The sequence below is a fragment of the Aliivibrio salmonicida LFI1238 genome (assembly GCF_000196495.1).
Classification (GTDB): Bacteria; Pseudomonadota; Gammaproteobacteria; order Enterobacterales; family Vibrionaceae; genus Aliivibrio; species Aliivibrio salmonicida.
The window spans coordinates 625,478-646,082 of the sequence record NC_011313.1; the positions used below are offsets into that span (position 1 = coordinate 625,478).

At 39.4% G+C, this 20,605-nt stretch carries 19 protein-coding genes; 10 read left to right on the forward strand and 9 right to left on the reverse strand.

Annotation, left to right across the window (positions count from 1 at the left end):
- Positions 1–65: 65 nt before the first annotated feature.
- The 3 genes from VSAL_RS19030 to VSAL_RS19040 form a co-directional block, all read right to left on the reverse strand.
- Positions 66–1,004 (reverse strand): porin, encoded by a 939-nt coding sequence (locus VSAL_RS19030; protein ID WP_012551894.1) that lies wholly within the window; start codon positions 1,002–1,004, stop codon positions 66–68.
- A 168-nt stretch (positions 1,005–1,172) separates the two neighbouring features.
- Positions 1,173–2,042: a (2Fe-2S)-binding protein gene (locus tag VSAL_RS19035; protein WP_012551895.1), complete on the reverse strand. Its 870-nt coding sequence runs from the start codon at positions 2,040–2,042 to the stop codon at positions 1,173–1,175.
- 34 nt (positions 2,043–2,076) lie between these two features.
- Positions 2,077–3,180, reverse strand: coding sequence for an anhydro-N-acetylmuramic acid kinase (locus VSAL_RS19040; RefSeq protein WP_012551896.1), 1,104 nt, complete (start codon positions 3,178–3,180; stop codon positions 2,077–2,079).
- A 199-nt stretch (positions 3,181–3,379) separates the two neighbouring features.
- On the opposite strand from VSAL_RS19040, the gene nagZ reads away from it, so the two are divergent.
- The 4 genes from nagZ (at position 3,380) to treC (ending at position 8,793) form a co-directional block, all read left to right on the forward strand.
- Positions 3,380–4,375 carry a beta-N-acetylhexosaminidase gene (nagZ, locus tag VSAL_RS19045; RefSeq protein ID WP_012551897.1) on the forward strand — a complete coding sequence of 332 codons (996 nt, stop codon included), beginning with the start codon at positions 3,380–3,382 and terminating at the stop codon, positions 4,373–4,375.
- A 151-nt stretch (positions 4,376–4,526) separates the two neighbouring features.
- Complete coding sequence (gene treR / locus VSAL_RS19050; protein ID WP_012551898.1) at positions 4,527–5,471, forward strand: trehalose operon repressor TreR; 945 nt, start codon at positions 4,527–4,529, stop codon at positions 5,469–5,471.
- Between the two features lie 148 nt (positions 5,472–5,619).
- The gene (gene treB / locus VSAL_RS19055) at positions 5,620–7,044 is read left to right on the forward strand and encodes a PTS trehalose transporter subunit IIBC (RefSeq protein ID WP_012551899.1); all 1,425 of its coding nucleotides are present in this window, start codon (positions 5,620–5,622) and stop codon (positions 7,042–7,044) included.
- A gap of 78 nt (positions 7,045–7,122) precedes the next feature.
- Positions 7,123–8,793, forward strand: a complete 1,671-nt coding sequence (gene treC / locus VSAL_RS19060) for an alpha,alpha-phosphotrehalase (RefSeq protein ID WP_012551900.1) — start codon at positions 7,123–7,125, stop codon at positions 8,791–8,793.
- 102 nt (positions 8,794–8,895) lie between these two features.
- Here treC and pyk read toward each other — a convergent pair whose 3' ends face one another.
- The gene (gene pyk / locus VSAL_RS19065) at positions 8,896–10,341 is read right to left on the reverse strand and encodes a pyruvate kinase (RefSeq protein ID WP_012551901.1); all 1,446 of its coding nucleotides are present in this window, start codon (positions 10,339–10,341) and stop codon (positions 8,896–8,898) included.
- A 104-nt stretch (positions 10,342–10,445) separates the two neighbouring features.
- Complete coding sequence (gene queE, locus VSAL_RS19070) at positions 10,446–11,126, reverse strand: 7-carboxy-7-deazaguanine synthase QueE (protein WP_012551902.1); 681 nt, start codon at positions 11,124–11,126, stop codon at positions 10,446–10,448.
- Between the two features lie 183 nt (positions 11,127–11,309).
- Here queE and mlc point away from each other — a divergent pair, with 183 nt between their 5' ends.
- A complete protein-coding gene (gene mlc, locus VSAL_RS19075; RefSeq protein WP_044583573.1) occupies positions 11,310–12,524 on the forward strand; it encodes a sugar metabolism global transcriptional regulator Mlc in 1,215 nt (404 codons plus the stop codon).
- 106 nt (positions 12,525–12,630) lie between these two features.
- Here mlc and ltaE read toward each other — a convergent pair whose 3' ends face one another.
- The gene (gene ltaE, locus VSAL_RS19080) at positions 12,631–13,629 is read right to left on the reverse strand and encodes a low-specificity L-threonine aldolase (RefSeq protein ID WP_044583650.1); all 999 of its coding nucleotides are present in this window, start codon (positions 13,627–13,629) and stop codon (positions 12,631–12,633) included.
- A 372-nt stretch (positions 13,630–14,001) separates the two neighbouring features.
- Here ltaE and VSAL_RS19085 point away from each other — a divergent pair, with 372 nt between their 5' ends.
- Complete coding sequence (locus tag VSAL_RS19085) at positions 14,002–15,642, forward strand: ATPase RavA domain-containing protein (RefSeq protein ID WP_012551905.1); 1,641 nt, start codon at positions 14,002–14,004, stop codon at positions 15,640–15,642.
- Positions 15,643–15,669: 27 nt separating this feature from the next.
- A complete protein-coding gene (viaA, locus tag VSAL_RS19090; protein ID WP_012551906.1) occupies positions 15,670–17,118 on the forward strand; it encodes an ATPase RavA stimulator ViaA in 1,449 nt (482 codons plus the stop codon).
- Between the two features lie 8 nt (positions 17,119–17,126).
- Here viaA and VSAL_RS19095 read toward each other — a convergent pair whose 3' ends face one another.
- A complete protein-coding gene (locus VSAL_RS19095; RefSeq protein WP_012551907.1) occupies positions 17,127–17,372 on the reverse strand; it encodes a DUF2960 domain-containing protein in 246 nt (81 codons plus the stop codon).
- Positions 17,373–17,419: 47 nt separating this feature from the next.
- A complete protein-coding gene (locus tag VSAL_RS19100; RefSeq protein ID WP_012551908.1) occupies positions 17,420–17,857 on the reverse strand; it encodes a DUF3069 domain-containing protein in 438 nt (145 codons plus the stop codon).
- A gap of 219 nt (positions 17,858–18,076) precedes the next feature.
- Between VSAL_RS19100 and VSAL_RS19105 the strand changes: the two genes are divergently transcribed.
- Complete coding sequence (locus VSAL_RS19105; RefSeq protein ID WP_012551909.1) at positions 18,077–18,715, forward strand: OmpA family protein; 639 nt, start codon at positions 18,077–18,079, stop codon at positions 18,713–18,715.
- A gap of 48 nt (positions 18,716–18,763) precedes the next feature.
- Here the strand turns inward: VSAL_RS19105 and VSAL_RS19110 are convergent, their stop codons facing one another.
- Entirely contained in the window at positions 18,764–19,240 is a 477-nt protein-coding gene (locus tag VSAL_RS19110; RefSeq protein WP_012551910.1) for a CreA family protein, read from the reverse strand.
- A gap of 378 nt (positions 19,241–19,618) precedes the next feature.
- Here VSAL_RS19110 and VSAL_RS19115 point away from each other — a divergent pair, with 378 nt between their 5' ends.
- Positions 19,619–20,041: a DUF3010 family protein gene (locus VSAL_RS19115; RefSeq protein WP_012551911.1), complete on the forward strand. Its 423-nt coding sequence runs from the start codon at positions 19,619–19,621 to the stop codon at positions 20,039–20,041.
- Positions 20,042–20,089: 48 nt separating this feature from the next.
- Complete coding sequence (locus VSAL_RS19120) at positions 20,090–20,578, forward strand: hypothetical protein (RefSeq protein WP_012551912.1); 489 nt, start codon at positions 20,090–20,092, stop codon at positions 20,576–20,578.
- Positions 20,579–20,605: the final 27 nt, after the last annotated feature.

Here is a 20,605-nt window from a genome sequence, read left to right on the forward strand (position 1 = left end):
CCGTTTCGGATTTGTATTTAGCCTCCACCCAGAGTGCTAAAATTTACTATTGTTAACGATTTTACTTAGAAATCGTAACGTAGACCAAATTGCAGTTGGTCGTCTTTATTGTCGATTTGTTCAAATTTGTAGCCTGCATACGTGCGGAAACTTTTATTGAGTTTGTAAATGGCTTCAATAGCCACGTTGTTTTCTGTGTCGGTACTGTCTACGTCTTGAAAGTTATATACGCCTTGGAAAACCCATTGGTCAAGTTTATAAGCCGCAGCCAGTTCGTAACCATTGGCGTCTTTATTATCGATTTCACCAGTAGTAAATAAGCCTGATACCATGAAAGCATTTACTGTATAGCGAATTGCGAGGTTGATTTGGTCGGCATCGACAGAATTTAACCCTGTTGAGGCTTGCTGTCCTGATGTGTAACCTAGGCCAAAGTCCAATCCCATTGGTAAGGCGTACATGCCCGAAATACCAAAGCTATCATCGTCTTTTTCATTGCTGGCAATGTAGTTTGCCTGCACTGTTAATGCATCAAATTCACCAGAGTATAAAAAGTTGTTTTCACGCTTATCTTTGTTGCCAGTCGTCAAATCGGCAGCGTCACCACCAAACGTAGCAAGAATATCGGTGTAATCGGTGAGCATAACTTGCGCTGAATCTTGTTGGCCGTAAGAGAAGTTACCAACGGTAGTGCTTAAGCCTGCAAATAGGTAACGGGTATTTACTGTATTGTCTTTACCACTCCCAATTTCGACTTCATAAGTACCAAAGGCACCTAAGCTTTCATTGATTTTTGTTTTACCTTTTAAATTAATACGTGCACGACTTTTATCTTTAAATGAACTGTTGTCCGTTGTTTCATTATTGTCTGAGATATTCGCTCGTGCTTCGGCTCTGCCACCAACTTTTAATTGAGTATTGTCTTGATCATAAACGGTTGCAGCGAAGAGAGTGGTTGATGTAAGAGAAGACAATATAGCCGTTGATAGTAATAATTTTTTCATTAGATTCCATACCTTTAAAGTAACCAAAACAATCCGTTTTGGTGTAATTGTTTGCTTGGTATCTAAGATAAAAAAACTATATGAAAGATTGATGTAATTTTTGTTTAAAATTTATAAAAGTAATGTGTCAGTCAAATGACCGACACATTACAATTGATAAGATGCGTATTATTTAGAAGGGATGCGTTTGATGTTTTTCTTGTGGCGTTTGTCTTCATCAAGTAATTGGCATGTCGCGCAATTCTTCTTGCCATCGATTTTGTACTTCATGCAACAGGTTTCGCGTTGCACATACAAAATGGCTTGAGTTGTATTTTCGGCCACTCGGACATGAGTCAATCCTTTGCCTATATCTGGCATGATGTTGTCGACCCATTTATCGGCTTCTGGGGCAATATTATTCGCTTGTTTATGGGATATGCCATTTTCGGTTAAACGCATAAAGAAAACACTGACAGCTAACGATACGGCCCCCCAAAATGGTCGATGTTTCAATTTTTCTTGTTCAAAGAGAACGCTTAATCCACCGCCGACTTGCTGTAAAAGGTGCGTAAAGGCCAGATCCAGCTCTTCATGATTGCTTACGGTTGTCGCTTGCGACTCAGAAGAAAGAGGATCATCAGAAAGACAAACAAAAGGGCAGTGTTTATTAATTTGTAATGATTTTATTTTCTCACCATTTGGGGTTGAAATGAAAATATCATTAAACTGAATAATAGGAACACGATTGAACTTTAGACGTAGAGCCACCAAACTGGTGAAAAATTGGTTGTTAAACGATTTTAGCCACATAGAAGCCGCAACGTTTTGATTAACCTCATTCTTTTTAGCAAACAACTCAATGGCAGAATGTAAGCGTTGTGGTAACCATTGATTTAAAGCTAGATGATCTTTCTCTATCTTCTTTGGATCAGAGGTTTTAAGTTTAATATTATCGTCAGCATTGCGCAGCCATGCCAATTGATCTTCTAAAGTATGGCATGGATCGGATGACTTTTTGCTGTGCCAAATTGGCTGTAGTTGAGCTGAAATATGCATAAAGGGACTACTTAGTAATTATTCTTATTTGTATTTAAAACGCCGGGTAGATTACACCTAAACTTGCATAACGTGAAGCACCGGTAACATCCGGTTCATTACTTGGTCGATCGTGAACGCGTTGGTGAGCAAGCCAAGCAAAGGCCATCGCTTCCATATTGTCACTATCTACATTGTAGTCGTTGGTGGTGGATACTGCCCACTTAGGAAGGTGTTGTTGCAATCGTTCCATCAAACATTGATTATGCGCGCCACCACCACATACCAGTAATTTAGCCTCGCTACCAACGCGAAACGTGGTTATTTGGTCAACAATAGTCGTGACGGTAAATTCTAATAAGGTTGCTTGCACGTCCTGTGCTTTATACGATTGATTTTCAATGTATTGAGTAAACCATTCTAAGTTAAATAGCTCACGTCCTGTGCTTTTGGGATAAGGTCGAGCAAAATACGAGTGCTGTTTTAGTTTGCTTAATAATGGATGAATGATAATGCCGTGGCGAGCCCATTCACCATTGTGATCATAATTTTTTTGCTTGTGCTCATATATCCACGCATCCATCAACATATTACCAGGGCCTGTATCATAGCCAATGACTGGCGAGTTTTTTTGAAGAATCGAGATATTAGAAATACCGCCAATGTTTAGCACAATAAGTGTGCTTTCTGGCTTGCCAAATAAGGTGTGATGAAATGCAGGAACCAGTGGTGCGCCTTGACCACCAAGCGCCATGTCTTTGCGACGAAAATCGGCAATCGTATTAATTCCCGTTTTCGCCGCGATAATATTGGCATCCCCTAATTGGGTCGTAAATGGGTATTGAGTATCAGGGGAGTGAAAGAGCGTTTGTCCATGGCTACCAATCGCAGTAATACTGGCAGGATCAACAGAGAGAGTGTTGAGTAAATGTAAGGCAGCGTCTGCAAATAAATGCCCTAAGCGATGATCTATTTCCCCAATCATTTTTAAATTGGTGGCTTGCCCAGTACAAACAGACAATACATCGGATTTTAATTGTGCATCCATTGGGTAATCTGCGTGACCGAGAAGTGTGATTTCTGTACCGTTGGTTTCAACTAATACGGCATCGACACCGTCTAAACTCGTGCCTGACATTAAGCCTACGTATTTTTCCATCTTAACCTCTCCATATTTAATGTCGCTATCTGCATTTTATCATGGTGAATAAAACTGAAACTCATTGTGCCATAGAATAAGTGAAATATACCTAGGGTTTGTTTGAGATTTCGAACCTAAGTTCAAGATATAAGATTTTAAAACGGCAAAGAGCGTGATACTTTAAGCCTATAAAAATTAAGATGATTTGGAGAATGTAATGGGTCCGTTATGGCTAGATGTTGAAGGGTATGAAATTGATGCAGAAGAGCGTGAGCTACTTCAGCATCCTACTGTGGGTGGTTTAATCCTTTTTGCTCGTAATTATCACGATCCTGCACAGTTGTCAGCGCTCATCGCGTCAATTCGTAAAGCGACAGGTCGCCCTATTATTATTGGTGTTGACCAAGAAGGTGGGCGTGTTCAACGTTTCAGAGATGAATTTACCTTAATCCCACCCGCTCAAGCGTATGCCGAGATGAACAATGGTATCGAGTTAGCGAAAACAGCGGGTTGGCTATTGTGTGCTGAATTAGTCGCTCATGACATCGATTTAACGTTTGCACCAGTGTTAGACAGCGGCTTTGATTGTAAAGCGATTGGTAATCGTGCATTTGGCGATGATATTAATACCATTGTTAAGTACAGCACCGCCTTTATGCAAGGAATGAAATCGGCAGGAACGTCGACAACGGGCAAGCATTTTCCTGGCCACGGTGGTGTGATTGCCGATTCTCATTTAGAAACCCCTTATGATAATCGCGACAACATTGTTGAGCTAGACATGGCCATCTTTAAAGCACAAATTGATGCCGGTATTTTAGATGCGATGATGCCAGCACATGTGATTTACCCTGAATACGATTCATCACCAGCCAGTGGTTCATCATTCTGGTTAAAAGACATCTTACGTAAACAACTCAACTTTACTGGTTTGGTGTTTTCTGATGACCTTAGTATGGAAGGGGCAACGATAATGGGGGGGCCTGCAGAACGTTCTCAGCAAGCATTAGAGGCCGGTTGCGATATGCTCTTAATGTGTAATAACAGAAAATCAGCGGTTGAAGTGTTAGATAATCTCGCGATTCAAACCGTAGAGAAAGCTCATTCGTTGTTAAAAACACAAAGCTTTGATCGAAAAACACTGAGAAGCAGCAAAGAGTGGAAAGCCGCAAACGAGACGATTACTCGTGCTTATGATGGCTGGAAGTCTTAATATTTCTTCATAAGACGCATTGAATAATAAAACGCACGAGATAGCTTGTGCGTTTTTTATGAAAGGTTGTAAATCTGGATGAATTAGATTCAGAAAAAAGAAGATAACGGTATTATTGTAAATTAAATAAACACAGATGGATGAAGTAAACATGACGAAGAAATTGACGATCCTTGATGTTGCGAAACTGGCTGGCGTTGGGAAATCAACCGTATCTCGTGTATTAACGAACGATCCTAAAGTGAAGTTAGAAACTCGTCAAAAAGTAGAACAGATAATTAAAGAATCTGGTTTTATCCCTTCCAAATCGGCTCAAAGCATGCGTGGTGGCAGCCAGAAAGTCATTGGTGTTATTACTTCTCGTCTTGACTCTCCCTCTGAAAATAAAGCCGTTAGCGGTATTCTAGAGGTTATCTACCAACATGGTTATGATGCAGTGATCATGGAAAGTCAGTTTGATGCTCAAAAAACGAATGAACATTTAGAGGTATTAAGACGACGCAGCGTTGATGGTGTGATTTTTTTCGGATTTACACATTGTGATATGACTGAGATTGAGCGTTGGAATGAGCGCATGGTTGTGATCGCAATGGATACTGATAAAGTCAGCTCGATTAATTATGATAATGAAGGGGTTATTCGACAAGCGCTTTACCATCTGTCTGACATGAACTTGCAGAACATTGCCTATATTGGCGTTGATCCTAGTGACAAAACAACGGGTAAATTGCGTCTAGAGGCTTACCTTGAGTGGTGTCATGAGCGAAACCTTCCCCCAAAGTTTGCGACAGGGCAGCTTGATCACCAAAGTGCGTATGCGTTAGTTGATTCTGTTTTAGACCGAGAATTACAGGCCATTGTGTGTGCGAGTGATACGATAGCGCTTGGGGTAGCAAAACGGCTTCAGGAGTTACACCGTAATGACATTCAAGTAACCGGTGTCGGTGGGCATGAGCTACTTTCTTTCTTATTTCCAAATATCATCAGTATTAACCCTGGTTATCAATTAGCGGGAAAAAGTGCCGCTAAGCAGCTTTTACAGCAATTAGATGGCAACGTAACGATCACGCATCTTACTCAGTCACTGACGGTTTAGTCTTATTACAAAAGAGACTTTATTGTGATCTAATTCACCTTGTGGGAAGACTCTCATTTATTTCTTGTTTCATCTTTGTAATTATACTCGAAAATAAAATGGGAACATTCCCATCAATGTAAAACAATAATCAACGTGGATTAAAGGCATGAGTAAAATAGAGAGAAAGGACGTACAACGTTTGATAGAACTAGTCGGGGGATCAGAGAACATTGCGAGTGTAAGCCATTGTTTAACTCGCTTACGTTTTGTATTAAATGACGTGAAGTGTGCCGACGTAAAAAGCATTGAAAAAATTCGAATGGTAAAAGGGTGTTTTACCAATGCAGGACAGTTTCAAGTTGTTATTGGTACTGAAGTTGATGACGTTTTTACGATTTTAAATGAATTGACGGGTGAAAAAGGCACCTCAAAAGAGAATGCTAAATTAGCCGCTCGTCAAAATATGAATATTATTGAGCGTGGAATATCGCACCTTGCTGAGATATTTGTTCCTTTACTGCCAGCGATTATCACAGGTGGTTTGATTTTAGGGTTTAGAAATGTCATTGGCGACATCAAAATGTTTGATGGTCAGACATTGGTTCAAATTAGCCAGTTTTGGGCCACTGTGCATTCTTTCTTGTGGTTGATTGGCGAAGCCATTTTCTTCTTCTTACCCGTTGGTGTGTGTTGGTCTACGGTGAAAAAGTTGGGCGGTACACCAATTCTCGGCATTACTCTAGGCATTACTTTAGTGTCACCACAATTGATGAATGCGTACCTTATTGGTAAAGAAGTCCCTGATGTATGGGATTTTGGGCTATTTGTGATAGAGAAAGTTGGGTATCAAGCTCAAGTCATACCCGCGATGCTTGCTGGAGTTGCTCTCGCCTTTATTGAAACAAATTTGAAGCGCATCATTCCTTCTTATCTATACCTTGTTGTTGTGCCATTTGTTTCTATTTTGTTGTCTGTAATTTTAGCTCACGCTTTCATCGGCCCGTTTGGGCGTATTGTTGGTGACGGAGTTGCAATGGCAGCAAAAGCAGCAATGACAGGAGACTTTGCAATTGTTGGTTCTGTGATTTTTGGTTTCTTTTATGCACCATTAGTGATCACGGGGATCCACCATACGACGAATGCGGTTGATCTGCAATTGATGCAAGAACTCGGTGGAACCCCAATTTGGCCACTCATTGCGTTATCAAATATTGCTCAAGCATCGGCCGTTGTCGGCATCATTATTATCAGTAAAAAAAGCGGTGAGCGTGATATTTCAGTACCTGCGGCTATTTCTGCGTATTTAGGCGTTACTGAGCCCGCAATGTACGGTATTAACTTGAAATACAAATTTCCGATGTTGAGTGCGATGATTGGCTCTGCGATGGCGGCGGCTATTTGTGGGAGTGCAGGCGTCATGGCGAATGGTATTGGTGTTGGTGGTTTGCCGGGTATTCTTTCTATTCAGCCGCAATACTGGGGTATTTATGGCGTAGCTATGCTTGTCGCGATCGTCGTTCCTGCGATGTTAACGCTTGCCTTGTATAAACGAGCGCAAGTAAAAGAACAGCTGTACGTTTCCGTAGCGTAATTATTTAACACCTTTGTCTTTATGTTGATTGAAATAGTGCAAAGGTGTTCTCTTTTTTAGTGGTTTAGAGAACATAGAATGACAAATACAGAGTGGTGGCGCACAGCGACCGTTTATCAAATTTACCCAAAAAGCTTTTGTGATAGTACCGATAAAGGTACCGGAGATATCCAAGGGATCATTTCAAAACTGGATTATTTACAAAAACTGGGAATTGATGCGATATGGTTGACACCTGTCTATCAATCGCCAATGGTTGATAATGGCTATGATATTTCAGATTATTATTCCATTAATACTGATTTTGGAACGATGGATGATCTGGATGAATTGCTTGAACAAGCAACGTCTCGTGGTATACGTATTATTATGGATATCGTTGTTAATCATACATCGACAACGCATCATTGGTTTCAATCGGCATTGGGAAATAAAGACAGCGAATATCGAGATTATTATATTTGGAAAGATCCCGTTGATGATAAAGAACCAACGAATTGGCAGTCTAAATTTGGGGGTAATGCGTGGGCGTTAGATGAGTCCTCTGGACAGTATTATTTGCATCTTTTTGCTAAAGAACAAGCGGATTTAAATTGGGAGAATCCAAAGGTTCGTCAAGAAGTGAAAAATATTATTAGCTTTTGGGCAGAAAAAGGCATTGATGGATTCCGTTTAGATGTCATTAATTTGATTTCAAAACAACAAGAATTTCTGAATGACGATGTGGGAGATGGCCGCCGATTTTATACTGATGGCCCTAAGGTACATCAATATTTACAAGAGATAAGTGACGCTGTTTTTCAAAAGTATGGTTCTGTTACGGTTGGTGAAATGTCATCGACCACATTAGAGCATTGCCAACAATATTCAGCGAAAGAAGGCAAAGAGCTGTCGATGGTGTTTAACTTCCATCATCTTAAAGCCGATTATAAAAATGGCGATAAATGGACGAAATTCCCATTTGATTTCTTATCATTGAAATCCATCTTTAATCATTGGCAAACAGGTTTGAATGGTAAAGGCTGGGGCGCATTGTTCTGGTGTAATCACGACCAACCAAGAGTGGTTAGCCGTTTAGGTCACGATGGTGAGTATCGTGAATTATCAGCCAAGATGCTTGCTTCCTCAATACACATGATGCAAGGAACACCGTATATATATCAAGGTGAAGAGATTGGGATGACCAACCCACACTACACTTCTATTGATGAATATCGTGATCTTGAAAGTACCAATATGTACAACATCATGGTGAACCAAGATAAGTCAGTTTCAGACGATGAGATGCTTGAGATTTTAGACCAGAAATCACGAGATAATTCCCGTACCCCAATGCAATGGAATGATTTGGAAAATGCTGGGTTTACTCAAGGAAAACCGTGGTTGTCGATTGCGACTAACTATAAGAGTGTAAATGCAGAAAAAGCAGTCAGTGATTCAAGCTCCGTGTTTTACTTTTATCAGAAATTGATTCAGTTGCGTAAGCGTATTGATGTCATTACTACTGGGGATTATCGCGATCTTATGCCTGAGCATGAATCTCTATTTTGTTACCAACGTGAAAATACGACGCATCGTTTGATTGCGGTACATAATTTTTACGGTAATGACGTTCCTATTACTTTAGATTTAACAGGGAAGCAATCGGAATACATTTTAGCGAACTACGGTGATGTCGAATCTACACCACCGCAAGAGGGTGGAATACTGCGTCCGTATGAATGCCGCGTTGTATTAATCCAAAAGTAATTTAAATGATAAGCGGCAAGCACTGAATTGTGCGTAAAAATAAAGCCCAGAGAGTCATCACGACTCTCAGGGCTTTTTAATCACTTAATTTAGCGTGTTTTATTACTCAACAGTAATGATTCGCATGCAGTTAGTTGAGCCTACGATGTCCATTACATCACCTTGAGTGATAATAACTTGGTCGCCTTTTACTAATAGACCTTTGTCTTTTAGTGCATTGATAGCGGCGTGTGTTGATGGTAAGCCAGAATCTGCACTTTCATCAAAGAACACTGGCGTAACACCACGGTAAAGTGTTGCACGGTTCAGTGTGCTTTCGTTACGAGACAAAGCGAAGATTGGTAAACCAGAGCTTAGACGAGACATCATTAATGGTGTACGACCAGACTCAGTCAGCGTAATCATCGCAGTGATGCCTTCCATGTGGTTTGCTGCATACATAGTAGACATTGCAATCGTTTCTTCTGGCGTAGTGAAACGACGGTCTAAACGGTGGTTAGATACGTTCACTGTTGGTACTTTTTCAGCACCAATACAAACACTTGCCATTGAAGTTACGGTTTCAACAGGGAAATCACCAGCCGCTGTTTCAGCAGAAAGCATTACCGCATCCGAGCCATCAAGTACGGCGTTAGCAACGTCCATCACTTCAGCACGAGTTGGCATTGGGCTTGTGATCATTGATTCCATCATTTGTGTTGCTGTGATAACCGTACGGTTAAGGCTACGAGCACGACGGATCAGTTGTTTTTGAACGCCGACTAATTCAGGATCGCCAATCTCAACACCTAGGTCACCACGAGCAACCATAACAACGTCAGAAGCCATGATGATGTCATCCATTGCTTCTTCTGTTGCTACTGTTTCTGCACGTTCTACTTTAGCGACTAATTTCGCTTCAAGGCCTGCGTCACGCGCTAAACGGCGAGCGTAGTTCATGTCTTCGCCATTACGTGGGAAAGAAACTGCTAGGTAATCTACTTTCATTGCAGCAGCTGTGATGATGTCTGCTTTGTCTTTGTCTGTTAGTGCTTCAGCTGAAAGACCGCCGCCTTGTTTGTTGATGCCTTTATTGTTTGATAAAGGACCCGCAACCGTTACTTCAGTGTGAACTTTATTGCCTTCAACGGCGGTAACTTTTAATTGAACACGACCGTCATCAAGAAGCAGAACGTCTCCTGCTACAACGTCACGTGGTAATTCTTTATAATCAAGGCCAACGCTTTCTTGGTTGCCTTCACCTTTTGGTAAATCGCTGTCTAGGGTGAATTTATCACCAATAGTTAAGTGGATTTTACCGTCTTTAAACGTTGATACGCGAATTTTAGGACCTTGAAGGTCACCAAGGATTGCTACGTGTGTGCCTAGTCTTGCTGCGATTTCCCGAATTTTTTTTGCACGTTCGATGTGGTCTTCTGCGCTACCGTGTGAAAAGTTCATACGAACAACGTTTGCACCAGCGACAATGATTTTTTCAAGATTGTTATCACGGTCAGTTGCAGGGCCAAGAGTACAAACGATTTTTGTTCTACGTAGTCTGTTAGACATATTATCTCCAAGAGGATGTTATTGTATTTACTTCATTATTAGATAAACATATATCGAGAATGATGACATTTCCATGATTCAAACAAGGAAATTGTAAAACTTTATCACGCAATCGCTAAATACTTGTGTGTTTGTATAGAAAGTCGCCAGTTTTTCTTAATGCAGGTTTCAATACACAGTTCGGTAGCGCGTGGTTTCTGGCTAATCGGTTGCAATGCAATCGTTACATCAGTTAATAGATTAACGCCATCCAATAGCGCTTCTAGCTGTTCGATGTCTTTAGTGGTGCCTACAGGGTGTTTGATTTCGTTGGCACGCATTAGAGCTTCGTCTAATACTGGAAGCTTACCTTTCATGTTTATTTTTGGTGACACGGTCACCCAAGTGTTATTTGAAGTAAGAATAGGGTAGGTGCCACTGGTTTCAATTTGGCAGCGGTAACCGTTCTTTTCTAATTCTTCTGTTAATGAGGTGAGATCATACATGCAAGGTTCACCACCGGTGATAACCATGTGTTTTGCGGTATACCCTTGTTGAACTAACATATCGATAATTTGTAACGCCGTTAATTCAGTCCAGCTTGGTGCGTCTTCTGTTTTTGCTAGAATGGTCGCTAAGTCTGTTTTATCGCTTAATTCCACATCCCATGTTTGTTTGGTATCACACCATGAGCAGCCCACTGGGCAACCTTGCAAACGTAAGAAAATAGAGGGTACACCTGTAAAAGTGCCTTCACCTTGAATGGTTTCAAATAACTCATTAATTTTAAATAACGCGGATGACATAATTATTTTACTCAAATAAAAAACTATAAAATTCGGTGGATGAAATACGGGGTAAAGTCGCATTTTCAGTAAATATTTCATAAACTTCGTGATTAAAGTCACGTAGGTTAACTCTTAAGCTTCACAATTACTTCGCAAAGTAAAAAAATGATTTATTGCTACATTTTTTTACTGGAGACACCCATGTACGTGGCACAGCCCGGACAGATTGATCACTTAAAACAAGTAAATGCAGGACGGGTTTATAAACTAATTGACCAACGTGGCCCTATCTCTCGAATCGAGCTCTCAAAAGAGAGTCATTTAGCGCCTGCAAGCATAACTAAAATTACGCGTGAACTACTTGATGCACACCTTATCAAAGAAACGCAGGTACAAGAAGGAAATAGTCGCGGTCGTCCAGCGATTGGGTTGAAAGTTGACAATGAAGGGTGGCAATTCCTTTCACTTCGTTTAGGCCGTGGGTATTTAACTATTGCTTTGCACAGCTTAGGCGGTCAGCAAATCATTGAAGAAAAGCAGAATATCAAAGAAATAGAACAAGATGAACTGTTAGCCAAATTGTTGACTGAAATTGAACGTTTTTTCCAAAAGCATGCTCGTATTCTTGGGCGAATTACCAGCATTGCTATCTCACTGCCTGGTTTAATTGTGTCGTCTCAAGGGCTAGTGATTCAGATGCCACATTATAATGTGCATAATCTCCCTCTTGGTCCTAAGATTTATGAAGCGACAGGCTTGCCTGTTTTTGTCGGTAATGACACCAGAAGTTGGGCGTTAGCTGAAAAGCTCTTTGGTAATTCCCAAGAATTTGATAATTCGATTCTTGTTTCTATTCATCATGGGGTGGGGGCTGGAATCATTATGAATGGGGAGGTGTTGCAAGGTCGAACCGGTAATATCGGTGAAATGGGGCACATTCAAATTAACAAACTTGGGTTACGTTGTCACTGTGGTAACTCTGGGTGTTTAGAAACCATTGCCAGTGCAAAAGCATTACGTGATCAAGTTCAAAACTTAATCAATAGTGGGCACGAGACGTCATTGAAAAACAAAGTGATCACGATAGAGAATATTTGTTTAGCCGCGAACGAAGGTGATATTTTGGCGAAACAAGTGATCACTGAGCTTGGGCACAGTTTAGGTGAAGCAGTCGCCATTATGGTGAACTTATTTAACCCTGAAATTGTATTGATTGGTGGAGAAATTAATCTTTCTAAACACATTTTATATCCAGCAATCATGGATTGTATCCAGAATCAGGTTCTTCCTTTATATGCGAAAGATATACGATTAGAAGAAAGTCGATTTTACACTCAAGCGACGATGCCGGGTGCAGCCCTAGTGAAACAGGCAATGTTTGATGGCTCGTTATTAATGAGAGTGATTGAAGGGTAATTCTTAGCTCTATTTATTTTAACGGATAAGTTTAGTGGGTATAAACAAAAAAGAGCATTATTAGAATGCTCTTTTTAGTATTAAGACTGTTGTTGTCGATAACGAGTTATGCGTTTAAAAAGGCAATAAACGTATCGATATCATCTTTTGAAATGTCTTTATGTGTCACAAAACGGATAGGGTTACCCGCAGAGATTAAGATATCTTGCTGTTGAGCTTTTTGTTCAATATGGTGTATATCAACGTTCGCGTCTAATTTTGCAAATACGATATTTGTTTGAATATGTTCAACATTGACAGAAAAACCATCCACCGTATTCAATTGTTTAGCAAGGTATTTTGCGTTGCTGTGGTCTATAGCTAACTGAGGAACTTGCTCAGTTAACGCCAATTTACCTGCGGCGGCAAGGATACCGGCTTGACGCATGCCACCACCTAACATTTTTCTAATGCGGCGTGCTTTCTGGATATACTCTTTCGGGCCTAACAACAAAGAACCAATGGGTGCCGATAACCCTTTTGATAAACAGATAGTCATGCTATCAAAATGCTGTGCGATTTCTTTAATATCAACATTAAGTGCTGTTGCTGCGTTATAAACACGAGCGCCGTCTAAGTGAAGCGCTAAATTATGCTTATTAACAAACTCACGAGCTTGAGCAAGATAAGATAATGGCAACACTTTCCCATTAATTGTATTTTCAAGACTTAACAATTTTGTACGAGCAAAATGAAAATCATCGGCTTTAATCGCAGCTGCTAGTTTTGTAAAACACAACGAGCCGTCTGGATTATTCTCAATCGGTTGAGGTTGGATTGAACCTAAAACCGCCGCTCCGCCAGCTTCGTATTTGTAGTTATGCGCTTGTTGCCCACATAAATACTCATCACCACGTTCACAATGCGTCATTAAGCCGAGCAAATTAGCTTGAGTACCTGAAGAGGTAAATAATGCCGCTTCAAATCCATGACGCTCTGCGGTCCATTGTTCTAACTCATTTACAGTCGGGTCATCACCATAAACGTCATCACCGACAAGGGCATTAGCCATTGCATCACGCATAGCTTGAGTTGGACGGGTTACGGTGTCAGAGCGAAAATCAATCATGCTTCTTCCTTGATTACCATTTATTACTAGAGAGGGTTTCTTGCCATTATTATATATTTCAACAACGCTATAATAGTGTTTATAAATGTAACAATCCATCACTAAAAATACATGTATTGGAATTTAATGTCATAATCGTTAATTCGATTCAACGAAAATAAACCTAATTTTCACATCCTTCTCATGATCAAATAACAACGGTTAAGCATTATTATTAACGAATAAAAAGGTCATAAATTGGGAAATATGACTAATTAGGTAGTTATAATGATTGTTTATCAAACAATTATGTAAATATGTAACTATAACCACTATTGAAATTACATTATACTCAAGATAAATGTGACATCTGAAATGTAAGGGAATGTAATGCAAGGTACCTCAATTAAAACCAGTGCAGAACGCGCATTGTTGTCTGAGCGAATTCAAAAATTGACGACGGCATTGTCTGATGGCGTCTATGAGCGTGAAGATACAATGCGTCTCTGTTTGCTTGCCGCGCTCTCTGGTGAAAGTGTCTTCTTACTTGGCCCTCCGGGTATTGCAAAAAGTTTAATTGCGAAACGTTTAATAAAAGCATTTGATAACAGTCGTTACTTTGAATATTTAATGACGCGCTTTTCAACACCAGAAGAGGTTTTTGGACCGTTGTCTATCCAAGAATTGAAAGACAACGGTAAATACGTGCGCTTAACTGATGGTTACCTTCCTGATGCCCAAGTGGTTTTTCTCGATGAAATTTGGAAAGCGGGACCAGCAATATTAAACACGCTACTTACCGTAGTGAATGAAAAAACGTTTAAAAACGGCAATGAAATCCTTCCTGTACCCATGCGATTACTGATATCTGCATCCAATGAATTACCAGACGAAGACAGTGGCTTAGATGCGCTATATGACCGAATGCTGGTTCGTGTTTTCGTTAATCGCATTCAAAATAAAAACAACTTTAAATCCATGTTAATGACGGGCACGATTCAGGAAACTGAAATTGATCCTAGCCTTGTTGTGACTGATGCTGAATATCATCAATGGCAAAAAGACTTGGATGGATTGGCATTGACCGATTCTGTGTTTGAAAAGCTGTTTGAATTAAAGAATATGATTGATTTGCAATCTGGTGATGGATTGTATGTTTCCGATCGTCGTTGGAAAAAATCAGTAAAATTGCTTAAAGCAGCGGCTTTCTCTAGTGGCCGTAATGAAATTAATCCAATGGATTTGTTATTGCTTCAAGATTGCTTGTGGACAACTCCAGCAAACCGCGAAGAAGTCAGAGAAACCATTCGACGTTTCGCGTCAGAAAAAGCCTTTGAGCAACAAGACGTATCAATGAATATTGAGATGATTCAAGCTGATATAGCGGACATGGAAGCCGCGGTATTGGTGAAACAAGGCATCGAATTACATATTGAAAGTGGTGGAAATCGTCTCATTAAGAAAGAGAGCTACGAGTTTAATTTTTCAAAAGGTAAACGTTATAGTGTAGGCAATGCCCATCAATTAATTAAATTAGTAATGTTACAGTCTAATATGTCTGTATCTGAAGGTGAAAAAGGCGACAGTCGTTGGGTGTATGTGAATCCTGATGATATAGCAAAACAAATGAAAGAGGGGCAAGCGGAGGTTTATGGTTATGTTAACCAAAATCCAAGCTTGTGCATGCTGCACTTTGAATTGGATGCGGATTCTCGTCTTGTCATTAAAGACATTGCAAATCGTTCCGTACTCGTTGGTATGGTTGGTCATAATAATCCAACAGACGCTCAATTTACTCAATGGGCAGAGCAAGTTGAAGAGAACAAGAAAAAACTAAACGAAGCGGATCATCAATTGCGTATGAGCCGAACTCAATTCCATGCAGCTTTACCTCATAACTTCATAGAAGAGAGTTTGCCATCAGTGATTGAAAACAGCTTACAGTTGTTGTCTCAGCGAATTGAAGGGTGTAAAACTCAATTTGAAAACGCGAGTCGTCGTATGTTGAAATTCAGTGATTATTACTCTTAACGTGTATTCGTAGGTATAAGGAAATTTATGTTAGGTGTTGATGCGTTAAATTTGGTGATGATGGTTGCGGAATCTGGGATGATTGATTCATCCATAACAGAGATATTGTCACGCCCACAATTTTTGACGGCAGCAAAATCAAACCCCAACATTAAACCGACCATTAAGAATCACATTCTTAAGTGGAGTGGTCGTGTTAAACATAAGATGACTAAAGTGTGTGAAACGGAACGGATTCAAGATGAACTCGCTTTATATCAAGAAGTGATTTATTGGAGTGAATCTGAGTTTTACACGAATGTTGATGATGTCGTCGCTAAGTTGAAATGGCATTCTGCATTTTACGTAGAAGCAAAAGAGTTAGTAAATAATAACAAAGGGTTAATGAATCCTATGTTTCCACGATTCTTTTGCGAACGGTGGTATCAAAGTTTATCTGACTCGATCAAAATAGCACAAGTAACCGAATTAAAAGAAGACAAAGAAAAGCTACTGGCTGATTTGTATCAACGGATAGAAACGTTAAAAACAATGGAGTCAGTCACTGTGGAAGGTGACGATACTCAAATTGGAAAATTATGGGACATGGCTTCGGCTAAGTTAACCAAATCCAATGTTGATATCATGAAGCTACACGCGCGTTTTTTGAAAAAGAATAAAGGATTGCAAGACATCGCCTCTAAACTTGGTCGAATGGCCAACGATGTTCAGGATCCTAATCTTTCACAAGGAATGGCTGAAGAAGTTAAAGTCATTGAAGAGAAAAGTGATTTTGTTACCGACGATATTGTTGGAATAAAAGAAGGCGATGATTTAAGTCGTTTACTTCCTAACGAGACTTTGTTTTTATCTCATCCCGAATTAGAAGTTATCTTTTATCAACATCTCGTTGATAAGCGGTTAATGAATTATCGAATGGAAGGGGCGGATCGAAAGCTTCGGAAAATAACCACACAATCGAGAGCTTCTGGTGATGTGATGGTAGATAAAGGCCCTTTTGTTGTTTGTATTGATGCCTCAGGCTCGATGAGCGGATTTCCTGAACAATGTGCAAAAGCACTGGCTTATGGGTTAATGCAGATAGCGTTAGCGGAAGGACGAGATTGCTATGTTATTTTGTTTTCTACGCAACAAATTACTTATGAGTTAAGTAAACAAGACGGACTGAAAGAAGTTGCTGATTTTTTATCGTATCAATTTCATGGTGGAACGGATCTTGAACCCGTATTAGAGCAGTCTATAGAGCTTATGCGGGGTGATAAATATAAGAATGCGGATTTAGTCGTTTTATCTGACTTTATTGCACCTACGCACTCTGAGCGCATTGATGGAATGGTCGGGGAGTTAAAGAAGCATCAAAATCGTTTTCATGCGGTGTGCTTGTCTAAATATGGTAATCCAGCATTAATGGAGATGTTTGATCACACATGGTCATATCATCCATCAATGCTAGGCAGGTTAACGCAAATCCGATAATGGAGGCGTTATTCTTCGTCTTTTACAAAACTCACTTTACTAAAACCTAATTTAGCAAAATAGCTGTAACGAAAATCTTTTACTGCACCTGCATCACATGATGCCATTTCTACTTGCTTTAGCATGGTATCAAATTTAGAGATATCAATACCTTCAGCCGCCGCTGCTGCTTCAAATGGACCGTGAAATTCACGGAACGAAAAAGGGATCTCTTTCGTTTTTGATTTATAAGTATAACGAACAGTACGAGCCATTATTATTCCTCAATAAAAGGATGGATAGTCTCCATCCTTATCAATAATTACTTTTTGAAGATTTCAGCAAGTTCGCGTTTCATGATTGGATCACGACGTGCTTTCTTAATTTGCTTCGTTAAGTCTTTAACACAGTTATGTAACACTTGGTCAAGCAGTTGAGAGCGGTATTCCGCTTTTGCATCATCATCCATGTTTTCTGGCAAATCGATTGTTTCGAATTCTGCCATGAAATCATAACCAGCGTAGCTTTGGCTTAAAGAAACTAGTGCGTGAAATTGCTCAAAGTTGTCCAGTACGCGTTGAGCACTTACTGGCATGCCATCCCAAGATTCACGAACCGCAATTTCAGCTACTTCGTGTACAGAAACAAGCATGTGCCACATTTCTTCAGGAACGCTTTCAAACTCAATAACTTTTTTAAGTTCTGGTGAGATCGTTTCTAGATCAATTGCTTCTTTTTGTGTATTTTCAACTTCAGACATAGGGATTTCTCGTCATATAAAAGAGAAATGGTAACCAGACCAGAAAAAATGTCAATTCTATTAATCGCATGAATGAAAATTAAGGTATAAATTGGTTTATTTTGAGTCAATAAGACGGAACAAAGCTCACATTACTCATGTAAATCCCTATATTTTAGCTAAAGATGTTATTGGTTTTGTCGATAAGGTATCTAAGAATCCATATTATTCAGGTAACCCATGTTAAGAGTTCTATCGTTATGTTTTTCCATTCTATTGGTTGGCTGTACGTCTTATAGTAATAACTTATTAGATACGGCGCCAAAAACGAAAGAAGATGCACCATATCCTACGTTTGAAGATCCATATGTTGAGTCTCAAGAAAAGGTGATTGATGTTGTGGATAGCAAGGAAGTGACTTCTGCACTTACGGGGCCAAATGGTGAACTTAAAGATGATGATATGCGAAAGGTTGCAGAGCAACTGACTCAAATGGGGATCGTGTATCATGAAATGAGTGATGACCAACTCGTTATTACGATTCAAGAAAAAGTGCATTTTGCATCAGCACAAGCCACATTGACACCACTAGCAACCTCATTGTTAAATCAACTTATTTCGATAATGGCAACAAAACCTGAATTGGCTTTGGTTTTAGATGGGCATACTGACATCAGTGGTAACGCGATAAATAACCAGAATTTATCAGAAAAACGCTCAAATGAAGTGCGTCGTTATTTACTTGATAACAATCTTAATGCGAGTCAGCTTTATTCTCGTGGTTTTGGTGAATATTTACCTTTGTGTGATAACGAAACCACGCTAGGCCGTAAATGTAACCGTCGAGTAGAAATTACCGTATTAAAAATGCATTGGTAACGCAGTGAGTGAATTCTCTTTATTAAAAGGAGAATTCACCCAACTATTTTATTCTACGGGTACGATAGGCTGTTCTTGGTAAGCTTTCGTTCCCCATAATGGTACCGTTGAGAGGCTGTGTTTGTAACTGCCAGACGTTTCTTTTGTTGAATAAGATAAATACATGATGGTTTGTGATTTTTCATCAAAAATACGACGAATCTTTAATGTTTTGAATAAGATACTTTTTGATTTTTTGAAAACGACTTCACCAGATTTAGAACGGTCAATATTAACCATCATATCTGGTGTTATTTCTCCAGTTTGGCGACAAGAAATAGACATGTCACTTGGGTCTGCGAAATCAAGATCGGCTTCTACGTTTGCAATATGACAGGTAACGCCTGGAATTTCAGGGTCTGTTAATACGCTAAGTTTGATGTCTTTTGTTGTAAATAAACCAAGAGAAACATCACCGACTTCATTATTATCACAACCAGAAAGTGTTAAAGTGATAACACCAAGCAGAAGGGCCTTCTTAAACATAATAGATTCCTAAATTGAGCAATATGAACACTTTAGCATAGGAATCTAAAAAAGTGCTTTTGTATTAAAAAACAATTTTTCTTTTATTACATGTTGTAGAGTGAACTTGAGTTTATTTTATAGTATGAATTTGTGAGTATTTATCATGAAAAAACAAATGTTTGCGGCCATTATTATCGCATTAGTATTAGGTGGTTGCAGCTCAGGAGCACAACCAAAAATGTGCGTGCCTGATTTTTGCAATATCTGGGGTCAGTGATCTAACGCTATTTCTATAATTGTGGTGGTAGATAAAGCGTCATCACATAAGATTCAACGTATCTATTTATTATAATTAAGCTATAATCGTTAAGTTCAAGATATTGTTAGGATTCTATAATGAAAGTATGTGGCGTTGAGCTAAAAGGTAGTGAAGCAATTATTTGTTTAATCAACTCATCAGATGGCATGATTGATTTGCCTGATTGTCGAGTATCTAAGTTTGATTTTACTGATCCATCAAAAGCTGAATCAATTCGTGATTTTCAGTTTAAGTTTAAAAAATTGATGGAAGATTACCAAGTTGATACTGTGGTAATCAAAGAACGCTTAATGAAAGGTAAGTTTGCTGGTGGTGCTATTGGTTTTAAACTGGAAGCAGCTATTCAGTTAATTGATACAGTTGAAGTTGAAATGCTTTCTGCTGCTGATCAAAAAGCAAGCTTAAAACGTTTTCCTGAAATGGTTCGCGTGAAAGAAATTGGTTTAAAAGGTTATCAACAAGAAGCTTATGAAACAGGCTTTGCGTTCTTGAATTTTTAATTGATATAGGGATGGCTTAGCCATCCTTTTTTATTTGTAGGTTCCAAAATGATCAATAATGAAGCATTTTATAAAAATAAAATGGATTGGCTAAGCAGTCAAGTGGACGTGGAATTTCCTACGCCAGAAAGTATTAAAGGAAGAGACGTTTATTTATCTCAATCACTAACCGAGCAGCTTACTTTTACTCCGGATGCCGGATTAATTAGCGATACGGTTACTGTATTACAAGTAACTGAACACCGATTGACGATTCGCTGGGCAATGACGGTAGCAAGTCAGTGGGAAAATACTTACGACGATGTTCTCGAGTTTTTGACTCAAGTAGATGTTTCTGATGAGTATCAATTATTTGTTGCTTTAGATGGAATGAAACCTGTTGCAGCCTGTATATCACAAATCATTGATGGAACAATGTATGTTTCTGATGTTGTGGTTAATGGGGATAGCATTAATGAAAACGGATTTATTAGCGCAGTTATGGAACAACAATCTAGCCTTTCTGGGTCTAAGTTTACTTCATGTGTGAAGCTATAAACTTAGTTATTGTTTTCTTATGTTGAG